Below are 16,858 nucleotides of genomic sequence, written 5' to 3'. Positions count from 1 at the left end.
CGGTAAAACCCTCATGATCAGGAGTCACAGGATGTCAGTCAGTATTCAGCAAAATCAGTTTGCCGTATTGGATAATGGCACGCGTTTGCACTATGCCAGCGCGGGAGACGTGGGGAAGCCATTGATATTGTTTGTGCATGGCTTTCCTGAATTCTGGGGCGAATGGTCCGCGCAGTTGCCGGAATTCGGACAGGATCATTTTGCGGTAGCTCCTGACCTGCGGGGGTTCAATCTGTCGGATATGCCGGCAGAACTGGGTGCCTATAAAGCCAGGCATATCGTTGATGATTTGCGTCTGCTGATACAGCAGCTCGGATATCAGAAAGCAGTTGTGGTTGCGCATGACTGGGGCGGTGCGGTCTGCTGGAATATGGCTATTGCATTACCTGAAATGATCGAAAAACTGATCATCATTAATTCGCCGCATCCTTATCTGTTCATGCAGGCACTGCTGAATGATCCTGCGCAAAGAGCCGCCAGCGAGTATATGAACTGGCTGCGCCAGCCAGGCTCAGAAGAAGCGCTGGGAAAAAATGATTTTGCGCTGATGGACGGTTTTTTTAACGGAATGGGGCAGGGCGAGGCGCACTGGTTTGATGCGGACACACGAGCTGCTTACCATGCTTGCTGGGCAAGGGGATTGTCTGGCGGTGTGAATTATTATCGGGCCTCGCCTTTGCATCCGCCGACAGCGAACCATCAGGGACCGCAACAACTGGCGTTGAATCCTGACGACTTCCGCGTCAGGGTTCCCACGCGTGTGATCTGGGGTGAAAACGACAAAGCCCTACCGAAATCCTTACTGAACGGGATGGAGGATTTTGTGCCGGATCTGCGCATTACCCGAATCGCAGAAGGTTCGCATTGGGTGATTCACGAGCAGCCTGAGAGAATTAATGGTCTGATCAGGCAATATCTGAGTGAATGAGCTGTGATGAAAAAATCCGACTTTGTTTTTTTTCACCCGCTGCGGGTGCGTTGGGCAGAAGTGGATATGCAGGCGATTGTGTTCAACGGGCATTACCTGACGTATTTTGATGTGGCATTCACCGAATACTGGCGTGCGACCGGTCTTCCGAATGCGGCGGAGCAGGCAAAGACCGGCAGAGAATTGTTTGCCAGAAAAGCAGGTATTGAATATATCGCTCCGGCCAGGTTCGATGATTTGCTGGATATCGGGGTCCGTTGCGAGCGGATCGGAAATTCATCGATGCAGTTCAGTATCGGTATTTTCAAGGAAGATACACATCTGGTCAGCGGAAATCTGACTTACGTATATGCTGACACAGCGCTCAGAAAGGGAACGCCGGTTCCTGAGCACTGGCGTGCGATAATTCAGGCTTTCGACCAAACCAACACTCCGGATTGATTCATGAAGACTGCTTCCATCGTTTTAGGAGACTGGGCTACTCTGCAAAAGGATGCGCAGACTGTCCGTTATGCCGTGTTCGTGGAGGAACAGAAAATTCCTGCCGAGCTTGAATGGGATATCAACGACACCGTATGTCTGCATGCCGTTGCGTATGATGAGCAACAACAGGCAATCGGTACCGGGCGTCTGTTGCCGGACGGGCATATTGGCCGTATGGCGGTGTTGGCTAAGGCTCGCGGTGCCGGCGTGGGCGCTGCCATCTTAAGGCAGCTGATGCAGCAGGCAAAACAACGCGGTGATGCCTGTGTCCGTCTGAATGCACAGCAAAGTGCAGAGCATTTTTATCTCAAAGAAGGCTTTATCCGTGATGGCGACCTCTTCATGGAGGCGGGGATTCCGCATATCCATATGCAATATCACTTTGACTGAAACAGATTATTAGTATTTTTTATTCCGCTCACGAGTTAGACATCAGAAATAAATCCTCAGAAAAATTGCCTTGTTGTTAAAAATCATCTAAATTAAAACAGATATCAATCGAGACCGGGCAATATTAGGCACGGTGAATATTGAAATATTGCCGATCAAGGCTACCGGTGAAAACTCGCGCTCGGTACTCCGAATATTGAAGGTGATACTGTTTAGCAATGCATCACGCGACATGATGTGCATCCAGACTGAAAGGTCAGTGCGATGTCAGATGTGAAAAGATATGTAGATATTTTTAACGGCGATGCCGACGGTCTATGCGCACTTCACCAGTTGCGCATGGCGTTTCCGGTTGAAGCAATTCTCGTTACCGGTGTGAAACGTGACATTGCCTTACTGGAGCGGGTACAGGCTGCAAAGGGGGATCAGCTGACTGTGCTTGATATTTCGCTGGATGCCAACTGCGAGGCGCTCCGGCGACATCTGGCAGCTGGTGCCGAAGTGTTGTATTTTGATCATCATACGGCCCGACATGCATTTAATCATCCGTATCTGGAACGTCACTGGAGTAATGCCGGTGATGTTTGTACCAGTATTCTGGTCAGCCAGTATTTGCAGGATCGTTATATCGTATGGGCGATAGTGGCTGCATTTGGCGATAATCTGCAGTCGGTTGCCCGCGGGCTGGCCAGCAGACATGGTCTGAATGAGGCCGACAGCAATGTCCTGCAGGAGTTAGGGCAACTGCTGAATTACAATTCCTATGGCGAACGGGTTGAAGATCTGCACATTCATCCTGCAGCGCTGTATCAGGAGTTGCATCGTTATAGCGATCCTTTTGCGTTTATCCATGAATCTTCTTATTTTCTTGCATTGCAATATGCGTATTCACTGGAGTCTGCCAGTGTTGCGGAATTGCGTCCCTACGCCATTGGTCGGAAATGTGCAATCTATATTTTGCCCGATACCCTCTGGTCGCACCGTCTCTCAGGTGTGCTGGCAAATAATTTGATACAGAATGAACCTTTCCGTTCGTTTGCGGTACTCACACCGCAAAAAGAGCAGGGATATCTGGTCAGCGTGCGCTCTGCGGAACCAGATAGGAAACCGGCAAGCAGTTTGTGTCTCGGTTTTGACGAAGGAGGTGGGCGAAGCGCGGCTGCTGGTATCAATCATCTCGATGAACAATTGAGAGATGTATTTTGCAGGAGATTTCTGGATTACTTTGAGGCTGCCTAGTCAATTGACAGACTGTGGCAGTGTAATTACAAGAGTCACATAGTTCCGGTTTGCTTCAGATTAACGCTACAAGTACACCTGCCGATAAAACCAGCGTTCCCGCAATACGTTCCGTGATGACGGCATATTCCTTTTGCGTCGCCCAGTGACTTGCCTTACTGGCGAGCATGCCGTAACCCAGAAGAATAAAAAATTCAGGAATAATGGAGCATCCTGCCAGAATCAGCATTTGCAGCCCAACCGGCTGTTGTGGATCAATAAATTGGGGCAGGATAGCGACGAACATCAGCAGTGTTTTTGGATTGGTCAATTGCAGGCTCAGTGCACTAAGAAAGATTCGTATGCCGTTGTTTGCTTTCTGATCGATTCGTGACAAGGTAATCGGTGATGGTTTGCCGAAAATAGCAGACAATCCCAGATAAACCAGATAGGCAGCACCAAGATATTTGATGCCCATGAAGACGGCAGGTGAGGTCAGGATCAGACTGCCAATTCCAGTCGCTGAAATTGCAAAATAGATGGCGTTGCCAGTCAGAATTCCTAGCGTGACAAACAGGGAGTTGCGCCAGCCTCTCGCAATACCATAGGCAACTACCATCATCACTGCTGGCCCCGGAGACAGGGACAGTGCGGCTTCTGTGGCGGTAAACAGCAACCAGCTTTCCAGATTCATACTCATTCGGCTCAGTTTTTCAGGAAAGTGCGCAAAGTATCCAGAACAGCGTCTGGCTGTTCCGCCATCAGGGAATGACCACACTGATCCAGCAATACGGTCTGACAGTGCCTGATTAGCTGACTTAGTGTTTTAGTGGCTTTGACAGGCGTCATCATGTCTTTTTTTCCTGACAGAAAGAGACAGGGACAATTGACAGACTGCGCGGCTGCTTCTCCATTGGAATAGGCATTGCAGGCGGAGAAATCATTGTAAAAAACCTGTGTCGGATTTAGTGCAGAAATTCGTTGCATGAGGCGTTTGCTGCCCCCCAGCACCGAAAAACCTGGGCCGGGACAGGATGGCTTATGGGCAATGGATGAGTGTGACCAGATATTAACCATATCAATGGCCAGTTGTTCATTGTCACGCGAAGTCGCTAACAAGGTATCTGATACTTTCATTGGATAGGCCGATCCGAGCAAAGCCAGATGGGTAATCCTCTCAGGGATACGGTGACAGGTTTCCAAAGCAATCAGCGATCCCATGCTGTGTCCTATCAGTGCGGCCTGCCGGATACCTGCGCTGTTGAGCAAGGCAATGATCCAGTCCGCCATTGCTTCAACTGACGCTAATGCAAGACCCTGACTGCGGCCGTGTCCAGGTAAATCGACCGCCAGCACGTTATAGCCGTGATTGGCAAAGTAGCGCGACTGTAGCCCCCAGACCGAGTGATCATTCTGGGCACCATGAATGAATACAACGGTCTGTAAATCTGGGTTCAGTGATTTGCTGCCGGTATAACTGTAAGCAATTTGTCCGTGAATCGTCATTTGCATCTCAGGCCCCTTTCTGTGCGGCTTTCAGCGCTTTGCTCAGGTCTTCGATCAGATCGTCCGCATTCTCAAGTCCGACTGACAGACGCATCGTGCCCTCAGTAATACCTGAAGCGGCGAGTTGTTCCGGCGGGACGCGGAAATGTGTGGTCGATGCAGGATGAATAACCAGTGATTTGGCATCGCCCACATTGGCGAGATGGGAAAAAACGCTGAGTGACTCGACAAAGCGACGTCCTGCAGCACGGTCACCTTTCAGATTAAAGGAAAATACCGCACCGCAGCCGTTGGGCAACAAGGTCTTTGTCAGTGCATAATCAGGGTGGCTTTCTAGTTCTGGATAAGCAACAGAGGCAACGGCTGGATGGCTTAAGAGAAATTCCACGATCTTGCGCGTATTGCTGATGTGCCTGTCCATTCGTAAGCCCAAGGTTTCTACACCCTGAAGAATGGTGAATGCGTTATAGGGACTCATACAGGCGCCGAAATCGCGCAGGCCTTCGCGTCTGGCGCGCAGCGCAAAAGCACTGACGGTGGATTCTTCGGTGAACACCATGCCATGGAAGCCATCATAAGGTTCGCACAACTCGGCAAAACGGCCGGTTTTTTCATAAGCCTGCTGCCAGTCAAATGTACCGCCATCGACCAGCAGGCCACCAATTGCTGTTCCGTGACCACACAGGAATTTGGTGGCGGAATGAAATACCAGATCAGCCCCGTGCTCAAACGGGCGCAGCAGATACGGCGTGGTAAACGTCGAGTCCACCATCAGCGGCAGGGAGTGTTGATGGGCGATCTCAGCAACAGCGGGTATATTCAACACATCCAGCCCGGGGTTTCCCAGTGTTTCCGCAAACAGGACCTTGGTTTCGGGACGGATAGCCTGCTGCCAGGCATTCAGGTCGCGCGGGTCGACAAAAGTCGTTTCTATACCAAATCGCCGCATCGTATACGCCAGCAGATTGTGCGAGCCGCCATACAGCGCGCGCGATGCGACAATATGTGAGCCTGCGCCGGCAATAGTTGCCAGACCGAGATGCAGCGCTGCCTGGCCACTGGCGACAGCGATACCCGCTACACCGCCTTCAAGCGCGGCAATCCGCTCTTCCAGTACAGCGTTGGTCGGATTGGAAATACGCGAGTAAACATGGCCTGCGCGTTCCATGTTAAACAGGGAAGCCGCGTGGTCGGAGTCTTTAAAGCTGAATGAGGAAGTCAGATAGATCGGCGTGGCTCTGGCACCGGTCGCCGGATCAGGCGCAGCGCCAGCATGTAGCGCGAGTGTGTCAAAACCGGGATAACGGGGGGCGCTCATCGTATTCAGTCTCCATATTGTGATGCAGCAATGCTACCATCAACGCAACAAAATGAAATTGTGTTTTGATCCGGAAAATAAGGAACTTGCTGGATTTTTTACATGGCTTGCGATACATTGAAAACAGTTTCAAATCATACCGGTCTCAGGAGGGGGCGCTCATGAAAGTTTCCGAAATACTTCAGGTTAAAGGCAATATCCTTTTTACCATCACGCCAGACACTGCCATTGCAGACGCAGTCAGCGTGATGGAAGAAAAAGATATAGGTTCCCTGGTTGTGATGGAATACGGAGATCTGGCAGGCATACTGACATTCCGTGAAGTGATCCGTGCAATTCATAAAAACAATGGCTCACTGGGAGCCGGCACCGTTCGCAAATACATGGATGATCACCCGATTACTGTGACCCCCGAAACAGAAGTCAATGAAGTGCGACGGATGATGCTGGAAAAACATTCCCGTTATTTACCAGTGATGGATGCAAAGACTCTGCTGGGCGTAATTTCTTTCTACGACGTTGCCAAAGCAGTGCTGGAAGCACAGAGTTTTGAAAACAAGATGCTGAAAGCCTACATCCGCGACTGGCCTGTGGAAGAAAGCGAAGAATAAATGCTGATGGCCCGCTAATGCCCTGAAACGCCCGCACCCAGGTTGCGGGCGTTTTTATTTTTCTGAAAGGAATCATATGAATATTGCTGTAATCGGTGCCGGATTATCCGGTCTGACAGTCGCACGACAGTTGCAGGCGCAGGGGCATCACATCACTGTGTATGAAAAGAGTGCCGATGTCAGCGGTCGCATGGCCAGCAGGCAGACTGAGCTGGGGGCTTTTGATCATGGTGCGCAATATATGACCGGTACCAGCGAACGCTTTAAAAAGGAAATTGCCGACTGGAAGAAAATGGGCTGGATTACAGCCTGGAATCCGCGGCTGGTTATGCTGGAACAGGGCGCGGCGAAACCGGCAGGACGCAGTGCACACCGTTACGTCGCGCTTCCTTCCATGAATGGCCTGGGCAGACAACTGGCGCACGGTCTGGATATCCGCAAAGAGCAAAGAGTCGTGGCGCTGGAAAAATGGGAAGACCGCTGGTTATTGAAACTGGCGTCACCAGAAGTCGCCATTCCTGCATCTGCCGGTCCGTTTGATGCTGTCGTGCTGGCCTTGCCTGCGGATCAGGCGTTTACCTTGCTGGCGATTGCACCCAGGCTGCAGCAGCAGATTCGGCCGGTCAATATGGCGCCATGCTGGGCACTGATGCTGGGATTTCAGGATTCGCTGGAATTGCCGTTTGATGCAGCATGGGTGGAGCATTCGCGCTTGAACTGGATTGCCAGGGATACCTCCAAGCCCGGTCACCGGCTTGGCGACCGCTGGATATTGCATGCAACACCCGGCTGGAGCCGGGAGCATCTGGAAGATGACCCTGAACGTGTCCGCGATAAATTATCGAAAGCCTTTCATGAAGCAACCGATTCCTGGGTGCAGCCGATTTATGCGGTAACGCATCTGTGGCGTTTTGCACAGGCGGAACATCCGCTGGATATGGATTGTTTGTGGAATGCCAGTCTGGGCATCGGGATTTGCGGTGACTGGTTTTCTAACGGACTGGAGGGCGCTGGTCGTATCGAAAATGCGTTTCTGAGCGGTCTGGCGCTGTCGAAAGAAATAACGTCGTGACTCAGCAGCATTCTGATGTTGAGCCAGTTGTGAGGCCGTCACTACGCCCCGCATCAGTTTTTCGGCTGTTCTGATCGCTGCGCTGTTGCCTGTTACAGATTGTGGCGTTTACAGGCAACAGCGCAGCGACTTATTTTTCTCCGGTCTGCAGGCGCCACAATGCAGCGTAAGCACCGTGCAGTTGCAATAGCTGCTCATGCGTTCCGCTTTCGACGATGCTGCCGGATTCCAGCACATGAATACAATCGGCCTGGCGGACGGTTGACAGGCGATGTGCAATCACAATGGTAGTGCGATTGCGGCTGACAACCTCCAGGCTGCGTTGGATGGCGGCCTCGGTTTCGTTATCGATCGCGCTGGTCGCTTCATCCAGTATCAGGATCGGCGGATTTTTCAGGATGGCGCGTGCCAGCGCAAGACGCTGGCGCTGACCGCCGGACAGTTTTTGTCCCCGTTCACCGATGCGGGTGGCAAAGCCGAGCGGGAGTTTTTGAATGAACTCCATGGCTTCTGCCGCGCGGGCGGCATCTGCAATCGCCTGCTCACTGATGTTTTCGAGTCCGTAGGCAATGTTGTCGGCGATCGTGCCGTCAGTCAGGAAACTGTCTTGCGCCACGTAGCCAATCACACGTCGTAAGTCTTGCAGCTTCAGCATATCAGTTGCCTGGCCATCAAGCAGGATATGGCCTGATTGCGGGGTATAAAAACGCAATAGCAGTTTCACCAGCGTCGATTTTCCCGAGCCGGTAGAGCCAACGAATGCCACTGTTTTACCTGCCGGAATATGTAGGTTGATGTGCGCCAGCGTGGTCTGCTCTCCGTAGGCAAAACTGACTTGCTCAAAGCGAAGATCACCCCTGACGGTAGCCTGTGGCAGATGCGCGCCCTCGTAGTGAATGTTGATTGGTGTATCTAGCAGGTTCATGGCACGGTCAATGGCTGACATGGAGCGTTGATACATATCCGCCACCTCAGCCAGACCTGTCATCGGCCATAACAGGCGTTGCGTCAGATAAACCAGTACTGAATATGCGCCGACTGCCAGCTCATCATGCAGCGTCAGCCAGCCGCCGTAGACCAGTGTCGCGGTAAAGCCTGCCAGAATCGCCATGCGAATTACCGGGGTAATGGCAGCGCTGACTGCAATTGCCCGCGCGTTGGCCTGGCGATAAGTATTGCTGGCTTCGGCAATATGCTTTTTCTCAAAATCTTCGGTGGCAAACGCTTTGATCGTGGCCAGCCCGAGCAGATTATTGTTCAGACGGGCGCTGACGTCGCCAGCGGCTTCGCGGACTTCGGCGTAACGCGGCGCCAGCCGTTTCTGGAACCAGAATGCGCCGAACAGAATTACCGGTACCGGCAGCAGGGAAATGATCGCCAACGAAGGTTGCAGCACAAAGAAGACCGCGCTGACCATGACGGAGGAGCAGATCACCTGAATGATCTGATTCGCTCCACCGTTCAGAAAACGTTCCATCTGATTGATGTCTTCATTCAGCACCGACATCAGATTGCCGGTACGCTGATTTTCAAAATACGCCATCTCCAGTTTTTGTACGTGGTCGTATGTGTCCAGCCGTAAATCATGTTGCAGATTCTGCGCCAGCTTGCGCCATTTCAGTGACAGTAAATATTCAAACCAGGATTCGCCCATCCATATAAACGCATTGACGACGCCGAGAAACACCAACTGATGCCAGGTTTCCGTCATGCCGAAGCTGCCCAGCACACGTTTGGCGAGAAAGCTTTTTTCGCCGTTAACAACGATATCGACGGCCACGCCGATCAGCACTTCCGGCAGCACATCAAAAAATTTATTCAGTATTGAATACAGTGTTGCCAGCCGCAGATCAGTTTTATAAGTACTGGCATAACGCAATAATTTTTTAAGAGGATGTATGGCTGACATGATGTTTGACTCAATCAGATGGTAAAAAAAAGAGACTGCATCATACAGTCCCTTCTCGTTATGTAACGTTTCGCTATGGCGTCGAAGATCAGTCTTCGCGGCGCAGATGCGGGAACAGAATCACGTCACGGATATTCGGCGAATCAGTAATCAACATCATCAGACGGTCGATGCCGATACCGCAACCGCCGGTTGGCGGCAAGCCGTATTCGAGTGCACGGATGTAATCAGCGTCGTAGTACATCGCCTCTTCATCACCCGCATCTTTTGCTGCAACCTGCGCCTGGAAGCGTGCGGCCTGATCTTCGGCGTCGTTCAATTCCGAGAAACCATTCGCGATTTCACGACCGGTCATGAACAACTCGAAGCGCTCAGTGATGCCGGGAACAGTATCAGAAGCACGCGCCAGTGGCGACACTTCGACAGGGTAGTCGATGATGTACGTCGGATTCCATAATTGTGCTTCGGCAGTTTCTTCAAACAGTGCCAGTTGCAAGGCACCAAGTCCAGCAGCAGCAAACGGTTTGACGCCGAACTTCAGCAATTCAGCTTTGATGAATTCAGCATCATGCAATTGTTCTTGCGTGTATTGCGGTGCGTATTTATTGATCGCACCGACGATGGTCAGGCGCTCGAATGGTTTTGACAGGTCAAGTTCTTTGCCCTGATAGGTCAGCACTGCCGTGCCGTGCGCATCTTCCGCAGCTTTGCGGATGACTTGTTCAGTGAAGTCCATCAGCCATTTGTAATCGACATAGGCTGCGTAGAATTCCATCATCGTGAATTCAGGATTGTGGCGTGGTGACACACCCTCGTTACGGAAATTGCGGTTGACTTCAAACACGCGATTGAAGCCGCCGACGACCAGTCGCTTCAGATACAGTTCAGGCGCGATACGCAGATACATTTCCATGTCCAGCGCATTGTGATGCGTGATGAAAGGTTTGGCTGCTGCACCGCCCGGAATGACATGCAGCATCGGTGTTTCGACTTCCATGAATTCATGGCTGGCCATGAAGTTACGGATCGATGTCATTGCCGCAGTACGCGCTTTGAAGGTGCGGCGCGTGTCTTCACTCATAATCAGATCAACATAGCGCTGACGGTATTTGGTTTCCTGATTCGCCAGACCGTGGAATTTATCTGGCAGAGGGCGCAGCGACTTAGTCAATAAGCGTAATGTCGTGACTTTAACGGTCAGTTCGTCTGTCTTGGTTTTAAATAGTACGCCTTCAACACCAAGGATGTCGCCCAGATCGTAATGGCGGAAGGCTTCCATCGCCTCCTCACCTGTTTTATCCAGAGTGACATACAACTGAATGCGGCCATCTGCTTTGTTGCCAGACGCATCCTGCAAAGTTGCGAAAGCAGCTTTTTTACCTGCTTCACGCTTGAGCATCATGCGGCCGGCAACGCTGACTTCGACATTCATTGCTTCCAGTTCTTCACGGTCTATCGTGCCGTACTGTTCTTGTAAGCTGGCGGCTTTATGTTGCGGACGGAAGTCGTTAGGGAAGGCGATGCCTTTGGTGCGGATCGCGTCGAGCTTGGCACGGCGCTCCGCGATGATGGAGTTTTCATCGGCCGGTAATTCGCTGGCAGCGGTTTGGTTATTCAGTTCTGACATAAGATTTCTCTCAGATTTCTCTCAGTTGTCCGGGCAGCCTGCCCGCCTGTTGGATGTATGTGACGCAATTTCAGATATAAGAGATTGCGTCTCTGTACTTGCTTGTCGCAGCCCGCTTAAACACCTTGCTTCAGCGAGGCGGCGATGAATTCATCCAGATCGCCATCGAGCACGGCTTTGGTATTGCCTGTTTCAAACCCGGTACGCAAATCCTTGATACGCGACTGATCCAGCACGTAAGAACGGATCTGATGACCCCAGCCGACATCGGTTTTGGAATCTTCCAGATTTTGCTTTTCGCTCATGCGTTTGCGTAATTCGAGTTCAAACAATTTTGCTTTCAGCATTTCCCAGGCTTCGGCACGGTTACGATGCTGGCTGCGGTCATTCTGACATTGCACCACAATGCCGGACGGGCCGTGGGTCAGACGTACCGCGGAGTCTGTTTTATTAATATGCTGACCACCGGCACCAGAAGCGCGGTAAGTATCAGTGCGCACATCGGCCGGGTTGATGTCGATCTCAAATGATTCATCGACTTCCGGATATACAAACAGGCTGGAGAACGAGGTATGACGGCCATTGTTGGAGTCGAAAGGCGATTTACGCACCAGACGGTGCACACCCGTTTCGGTGCGCAGGAAACCGTAAGCGTAGTCACCCTCTACTTTCAGCGTAGCGGTCTTGATGCCGGCCACGTCGCCATCGGATTGCTCAAGAATTTCAACCTTGAAGCCTTTACGTTCGCAATAACGCAGATATTGTCGCAACAGCATCGACGCCCAATCCTGCGCTTCAGTGCCGCCAGCGCCAGCCTGGATATCGATAAAGCAGTTGTTCGGATCCATCGGATTGTTGAACATGCGGCGGAATTCCATGCCTTCGACCAGTTCACGCAAATGCTGCACGTCGGTTTCGATAGATTCCAGCGTATCGTCGTCGTTTTCTTCTTTCGCCATCGCGAACAGATCGTTCGCATCGCGCAAACCGGATTCGGCTTCAGTCAGCGTGTTGACAACGGCTTCCAGCGATTTTTTTTCTTTGCCGAGATCCTGCGCGCGCTTGGGATCGTTCCAGACCGACGGGTCTTCTAATTCGGCGTTAACTTGTTCGAGTTTCTCTGACTTGATATCGAAGTCAAAGATACCTCCGGAGTTCGGCTTCGCGGACGGTCAGGTCGGCGAGCAGGGAGGAGAGGCTATTGAGGCGTTCGGCTTCCATAATGGGTCATTTTAAATGCAGTAAAACCTTGCATTATACCCCGATCGATCTTATACAAGGCGGTTTGAACTGTATTTTGCCCAGATATTCCAGGGACAAGAGGGGGGAGCTACCAAAAGTGAAACTGATGGCAGGCAATCCTGATTACCAGACCGAGGTGGTGACGGTTGGTTTGTTGCCGCGATGGCTTTCCATCCATTTGCTCAGATGGGCTTTGAAGCAGTCCGGGCAGATATGATATTGGATTAGCTGTGACTGACCGCCGTTGGGGAAAGATTCTTCTTCCTCCATTGAGATGGTGGTGAGAATTTTTTCATGCTCTTTTTTACCCCAGTTTTCATCCCAGTGTGATTCCGCACCACAGACATCGCAGGTGAGCTTGTCAAAAACTTCCTCGGTATGCTCAAGGATTAATACAGTCTTCATGTGCTTCATACGTCCTCCGTAAATGTGAATGACAGATGCAAGGCCCAATCTTAGAGCGATTAATGCATTTTACCGTAGCTGATACGGTGCGGATACCGGAGATCAAAAAGCTGTGTGGCAAGCACAGTTTTTGATCTTGCAGGGCGGGGGATTGCTTGATTCAGCCGGTATGAATTAGCGGCTACGGCTTCTGGCTGAAGCTGATTTTGCTTTCGGAACTTTGTACGACAGACCTGTTGCTGAAACGCCGGACGAATTGGTTTTGCTGCTTACCATAGGGTTTCTGGCCGGCTGAGGTTTTTTTCCATACGTGTTGACCTTTGGTGCTGCAATCCGGCGACCATTCATGATGCCACTTTCACCTGGCGCAACAGGGATAACCGGTTGGCGCGGCGGAATCAGATGCCGCGGACCATTGCCAATGAGATCGCGTCGCCCCATGCGGAGCAAGCCTTCATGCAGTATTTCCCAATTTTCCGGTGCGTGATAGCGTAACAGTGCCTTATGAAATTTCCGGATTTTTCCGGAACGGGCGGTTTCCACTGCTTCGGAATCTTCCGTGACTTTCTTCAGCGGGTTTTTACGGGAATGGTACATCGTCGTTGCCAGCGCCATCGGCGTCGGCATGAAGGTCTGTACCTGATCCAGCCGGAAATCCTTTTCCTTCAGCCACAATGCCAGGTTGACCATGTCGTCGTCCGTTGTACCGGGATGCGCCGCAATGAAGTAGGGGATCAGGTACTGTTCCTTGCCGGCTTCCTTCGAATAACGGTCAAACATCGCTTTGAATTCATCGTAGGTGCCGATGCCGGGTTTCATCATTTTCGACAGCGTATTTTGCTCGGTATGTTCTGGCGCAATTTTCAACAGGCCGCCGACATGGTGGGTGACCAATTCTTTCACGTATTCCGGCGAGCGCACCGCCAGGTCATAACGCAGACCCGAACTGATCAGGATTTTTTTGATTCCCGGAATAGCACGTGCTTTGCGGTAGATGGAAATCAGTTTGCTGTGGTCGGTGCCCAGATTGTTGCAGATCGTCGGATAAACGCAGGAAAGCCGACGACAGGATTCTTCGATTTTTTTATCTTTGCATGCCAGCCGGTACATATTGGCTGTGGGGCCGCCAAGATCAGAGATGGTGCCGGTGAAGCCTTTGACTTTATCGCGGATATCTTCAATTTCACGCAGGATGGATGGTTCTGAGCGGCTTTGAATAATCCGTCCCTCATGTTCTGTGATTGAACAGAAAGTGCAGCCGCCAAAACAGCCGCGCATAATGTTGATAGAGAAACGGATCATTTCCCAGGCAGGGATGCGTGCATTGCCATACGAAGGATGCGGCGCACGCGCGTAAGCACGGTCATAGACGCCATCCATTTCATCCATTGCCAGTGGTAAGGGTGGTGGGTTCAGCCAGACATCTCTGTTGTCGTGCATCTGCACCAGCGCTTTGGCATTGCCGGGGTTGGCCTCCAGGTGAAACACTCGTGAGGCATGGGCGTACATGACCGGATTGTCTTTGACTTCCTCGAAAGAGGGGAGTCGTATGACGCTCTTGTGCTGTTTATTTTTTAGCATCAGCTGACGTTCTTCGCGGCTCATGATGCGGATCGCCTGCTGCTGTACCACGTCTGCTTTTTCATCTATTGCGGGTGTGGTGTCGGTCGTGCATTTGGCTTCTTTTTCCGGAGCCATGGCATACGGGTCGGTATGCATGTCAATCCGGCCCGGCGTATCGATTTTGACGGAATTGATTTCTGTCCATTCCACATCCGGCAGCCAGCCACGTGGCACCATGAAGGCGGTACCGCGCAGATTCCGGATATTTTTGATTGGCTCACCGGCAGCCAGTCTGTGCGTCAGGTCGATCAGTGCGCGTTCGGCATTGCCAAACAACAGAATGTCTGCCTTGGAATCCGGTAACACTGAGCGGCGGACTTTATCTGACCAATAATCATAATGTGCAATACGGCGCAGACTGGCTTCAATACTGCCGATGACGACATTGGTTTCCGGGAAAGCTTCACGGGCGCGCTGCGCATAAACGGTCAGAGCCCGGTCGGGTCGCTTGTCTTTTTCACCGTTTGCCGTGTAGGCATCTTCCGAACGGATTTTACGGTCAGCAGTGTACTTGTTGACCATGGAATCCATATTGCCGGCAGTGACACCGAAATACAGATTCGGTTTACCAAGAGCGCGGAAAGCGTCTGCTGAATGCCAGTCGGGCTGGCTGATGATGCCGACACGGAAGCCGTGATGTTCCAGCAGGCGGCCGATCAATGCCATGCCAAAACTGGGATGGTCAATGTAGGCATCTCCGGTAATCAAGATTACATCGCAACTGTCCCAGCCCAAGGCATCCATTTCTGCACGGGACATAGGTAAAAACGACGCGGTATGCTCACCGCCGACATCCGGGCGGTAACGCGGGAAAGAAAATAAATTTTTAGGCTGAGGATTCATGGGCGCGATTGTACCGGAAAGCCGCTTATCCTGCCGCAGAGTGACTGAAATTATGCTGAATAATCAATTGCTTGCGTGCACTAGGAGGTTCTTAATAACAGATCTGCCTCACAATTTTTGTGGCGGGGTATCCATTTCAGTTCAAGATTGGGTAAAGTCTGCATCAGATGCTGTGCTTGTTCCCGGTAATGGGTGAGTAATGCCGATTTTCCATTATCTTTATTCAGAGCATCGTAGATCACTACCTGGCTATCACCTCTGATCAGGATGGATTTCGTGGCTTGCGGATCAATGGTCTCCATTAGCAGTTTCAATGTCATGATCAGTGCCTGATACTCAGCATCGCTGCTGTCGCCATGTCCGATCGTTGAGGTATGCTGAAATTCCTCGCCATCTGAGCTGCGCAAGATACAGGCAATCTTGCAGACGCCCGGATTAGGTTTGGCTGAACCGTCAAACCATGCGAGCCAGTCAGTTTTCGCGCCATCGGTCAAGGTATCGGACATATTACGAATCAAATGAGGGTCCCGGAAAAATTCTGAATTCATACCGCTATTTTAATCGCGTAGGCACACCGGAGGTTTTTCGGATGATGCAGAACAGGTATAGTGCGTTTTTTATTTTTGTCACCTAAAAATTGATATTGCGCACATTATTTTTAATCTTTGATATCAAAAAATGAACAACTCAGTGATTCCCTTTATTGCCGCACCTGATTATGCTCATACTGACGCGTGGCTCTCTGCTCTGCAGGTCGCGATGCCTGAATTCAGGATTGCATCTGTCGATGCATTAACGCCTGAAGAAAAGCAGACATTGACTGTTGCCATTGTCGCTAATCCTGATCCTGCCGTTTTACAACAATTACCCAAACTTGTCTGGGTGCATAGTGTCTGGGCAGGTGTTGAGCGACTGCTGATGGATCTCGGGCACACTGAATTGAAAATTGTCAGGCTGATCGATCCCCAACTGGCCGATACCATGGCGGAAGCCGTGCTGGCATGGACCTTGTACCTGCATCGTGACATGCCACGTTACGCCCGCCAACAAAAGGTGGCGCAATGGCTGTCCCATGAATACATCCCGCCGCAACGTAAGACAGTCAGTCTGCTGGGACTGGGTGCATTGGGCAAAGCAGCTGCTGCGCGTTTGCAGCTGGCTGGTTTTCAGGTATGCGGCTGGAGCCGTCATCCTAAAGCATTGGATGCCATCACCTGTTTTCATGGTGAGGAGGGATTGATCCACATGCTGAACAGAACCGACATCCTGATTTGCCTGCTTCCATTAACAGCAGAAACCAGACATTTGTTGAATCTCAAAACACTGCAACAACTGCCTCAGAGAGCTTCGCTGATCAATTTTGGTCGCGGCCTGATTGTGCACGATGAAAATTTACGCATAATGTTAGATTCCAATCATATACAACATGCAGTGCTGGATGTGTTCGAGCATGAGCCATTACCTGCAGACAGTTGGCATTGGCATCATCCGGGAATCACCGTATTGCCGCATTGCTCTGCGCCGACAGACCGGCAAACCGCTTCAGCGATCGTTGCAGCGCATCTGCGCAGTTATATGCAGTCCGGAGCGATACCTGACAGCGTGAATGTCGCGCAGGGGTATTGAGCGCTGGTAAGCGCTGGCGAAATTGGACTGTATGCACTATAATCTTTCGCTCAGTGT

At 51.4% G+C, this 16,858-nt stretch carries 16 protein-coding genes; 7 read left to right on the top strand and 9 right to left on the bottom strand.

Going from position 1 to position 16,858, the window contains the following annotated elements; translation table 11 throughout:
* Positions 1 to 31 precede the first annotated feature (31 nt).
* From HV832_RS02550 to HV832_RS02540, 4 genes are all read left to right on the top strand, one after another.
* Positions 32 to 928 carry an alpha/beta fold hydrolase gene (locus HV832_RS02550; RefSeq protein ID WP_176801955.1) on the top strand — a complete coding sequence of 299 codons (897 nt, stop codon included), beginning with the start codon at positions 32 to 34 and terminating at the stop codon, positions 926 to 928.
* Between the two features lie 6 nt (positions 929 to 934).
* On the top strand, positions 935 to 1,369 hold the full coding sequence (locus HV832_RS17210; protein WP_223827116.1) for an acyl-CoA thioesterase: 435 nt from the start codon (positions 935 to 937) through the stop codon (positions 1,367 to 1,369).
* Positions 1,370 to 1,372: 3 nt separating this feature from the next.
* Positions 1,373 to 1,801, top strand: a complete 429-nt coding sequence (locus HV832_RS17205; protein ID WP_223827115.1) for a GNAT family N-acetyltransferase — start codon at positions 1,373 to 1,375, stop codon at positions 1,799 to 1,801.
* Positions 1,802 to 2,065: 264 nt separating this feature from the next.
* On the top strand, positions 2,066 to 3,040 hold the full coding sequence (locus HV832_RS02540) for a hypothetical protein (protein WP_218131930.1): 975 nt from the start codon (positions 2,066 to 2,068) through the stop codon (positions 3,038 to 3,040).
* Between the two features lie 55 nt (positions 3,041 to 3,095).
* On the opposite strand, the gene HV832_RS02535 is transcribed toward HV832_RS02540, so the two are convergent.
* From HV832_RS02535 to HV832_RS02525, 3 genes are read right to left on the bottom strand one after another with little or no spacing between them, the layout of a single operon-like run.
* Entirely contained in the window at positions 3,096 to 3,719 is a 624-nt protein-coding gene (locus HV832_RS02535; protein WP_176801954.1) for a LysE family translocator, read from the bottom strand.
* A 5-nt stretch (positions 3,720 to 3,724) separates the two neighbouring features.
* Positions 3,725 to 4,531, bottom strand: coding sequence for an alpha/beta fold hydrolase (locus tag HV832_RS02530; protein WP_176801953.1), 807 nt, complete (start codon positions 4,529 to 4,531; stop codon positions 3,725 to 3,727).
* A gap of 1 nt (position 4,532) precedes the next feature.
* Positions 4,533 to 5,843: an O-acetylhomoserine aminocarboxypropyltransferase gene (locus HV832_RS02525; RefSeq protein WP_176801952.1), complete on the bottom strand. Its 1,311-nt coding sequence runs from the start codon at positions 5,841 to 5,843 to the stop codon at positions 4,533 to 4,535.
* 161 nt (positions 5,844 to 6,004) lie between these two features.
* On the opposite strand from HV832_RS02525, the gene HV832_RS02520 reads away from it, so the two are divergent.
* Together HV832_RS02520 and HV832_RS02515 are read left to right on the top strand one after the other, a co-directional pair.
* Positions 6,005 to 6,454 (top strand): CBS domain-containing protein, encoded by a 450-nt coding sequence (locus HV832_RS02520; RefSeq protein WP_176801951.1) that lies wholly within the window; start codon positions 6,005 to 6,007, stop codon positions 6,452 to 6,454.
* Between the two features lie 76 nt (positions 6,455 to 6,530).
* The gene (locus HV832_RS02515) at positions 6,531 to 7,526 is read left to right on the top strand and encodes an NAD(P)/FAD-dependent oxidoreductase (RefSeq protein WP_176801950.1); all 996 of its coding nucleotides are present in this window, start codon (positions 6,531 to 6,533) and stop codon (positions 7,524 to 7,526) included.
* A 130-nt stretch (positions 7,527 to 7,656) separates the two neighbouring features.
* Here HV832_RS02515 and HV832_RS02510 read toward each other — a convergent pair whose 3' ends face one another.
* The 6 genes from HV832_RS02510 to HV832_RS02485 all read right to left on the bottom strand — a co-directional run bounded on the left by HV832_RS02510 (position 7,657) and on the right by HV832_RS02485 (position 15,681).
* Complete coding sequence (locus HV832_RS02510) at positions 7,657 to 9,435, bottom strand: ABC transporter ATP-binding protein (protein ID WP_218131929.1); 1,779 nt, start codon at positions 9,433 to 9,435, stop codon at positions 7,657 to 7,659.
* Between the two features lie 88 nt (positions 9,436 to 9,523).
* Positions 9,524 to 11,062 carry a lysine--tRNA ligase gene (gene lysS, locus HV832_RS02505; protein ID WP_176801949.1) on the bottom strand — a complete coding sequence of 513 codons (1,539 nt, stop codon included), beginning with the start codon at positions 11,060 to 11,062 and terminating at the stop codon, positions 9,524 to 9,526.
* 116 nt (positions 11,063 to 11,178) lie between these two features.
* A protein-coding gene (gene prfB / locus HV832_RS02500) for a peptide chain release factor 2 (RefSeq protein ID WP_176801948.1) occupies positions 11,179 to 12,283 on the bottom strand; the annotation gives its coding sequence in 2 pieces (ribosomal slippage) (positions 11,179 to 12,201 and positions 12,203 to 12,283; 1,104 coding nt in all).
* 144 nt (positions 12,284 to 12,427) lie between these two features.
* Positions 12,428 to 12,709 (bottom strand): hypothetical protein, encoded by a 282-nt coding sequence (locus tag HV832_RS02495; protein ID WP_176801947.1) that lies wholly within the window; start codon positions 12,707 to 12,709, stop codon positions 12,428 to 12,430.
* A gap of 174 nt (positions 12,710 to 12,883) precedes the next feature.
* Positions 12,884 to 15,091 carry a YgiQ family radical SAM protein gene (locus HV832_RS02490; protein ID WP_218131947.1) on the bottom strand — a complete coding sequence of 736 codons (2,208 nt, stop codon included), beginning with the start codon at positions 15,089 to 15,091 and terminating at the stop codon, positions 12,884 to 12,886.
* Between the two features lie 164 nt (positions 15,092 to 15,255).
* Entirely contained in the window at positions 15,256 to 15,681 is a 426-nt protein-coding gene (locus tag HV832_RS02485) for a ribonuclease HI family protein (protein ID WP_176801945.1), read from the bottom strand.
* A 172-nt stretch (positions 15,682 to 15,853) separates the two neighbouring features.
* Here HV832_RS02485 and HV832_RS02480 point away from each other — a divergent pair, with 172 nt between their 5' ends.
* Positions 15,854 to 16,801, top strand: a complete 948-nt coding sequence (locus HV832_RS02480) for a 2-hydroxyacid dehydrogenase (protein ID WP_176801944.1) — start codon at positions 15,854 to 15,856, stop codon at positions 16,799 to 16,801.
* Positions 16,802 to 16,858 lie beyond the last annotated feature (57 nt).

Source organism: Cognatundibacterium oligocarboniphilum, from assembly GCF_013377855.1.
Classification (GTDB): domain Bacteria; phylum Pseudomonadota; class Gammaproteobacteria; order Burkholderiales; family Burkholderiaceae_D; genus Undibacterium; species Undibacterium oligocarboniphilum.
Note: the sequence above shows the minus strand (reverse complement) of the source record. Positions and strands in the feature narration are given on the sequence as shown.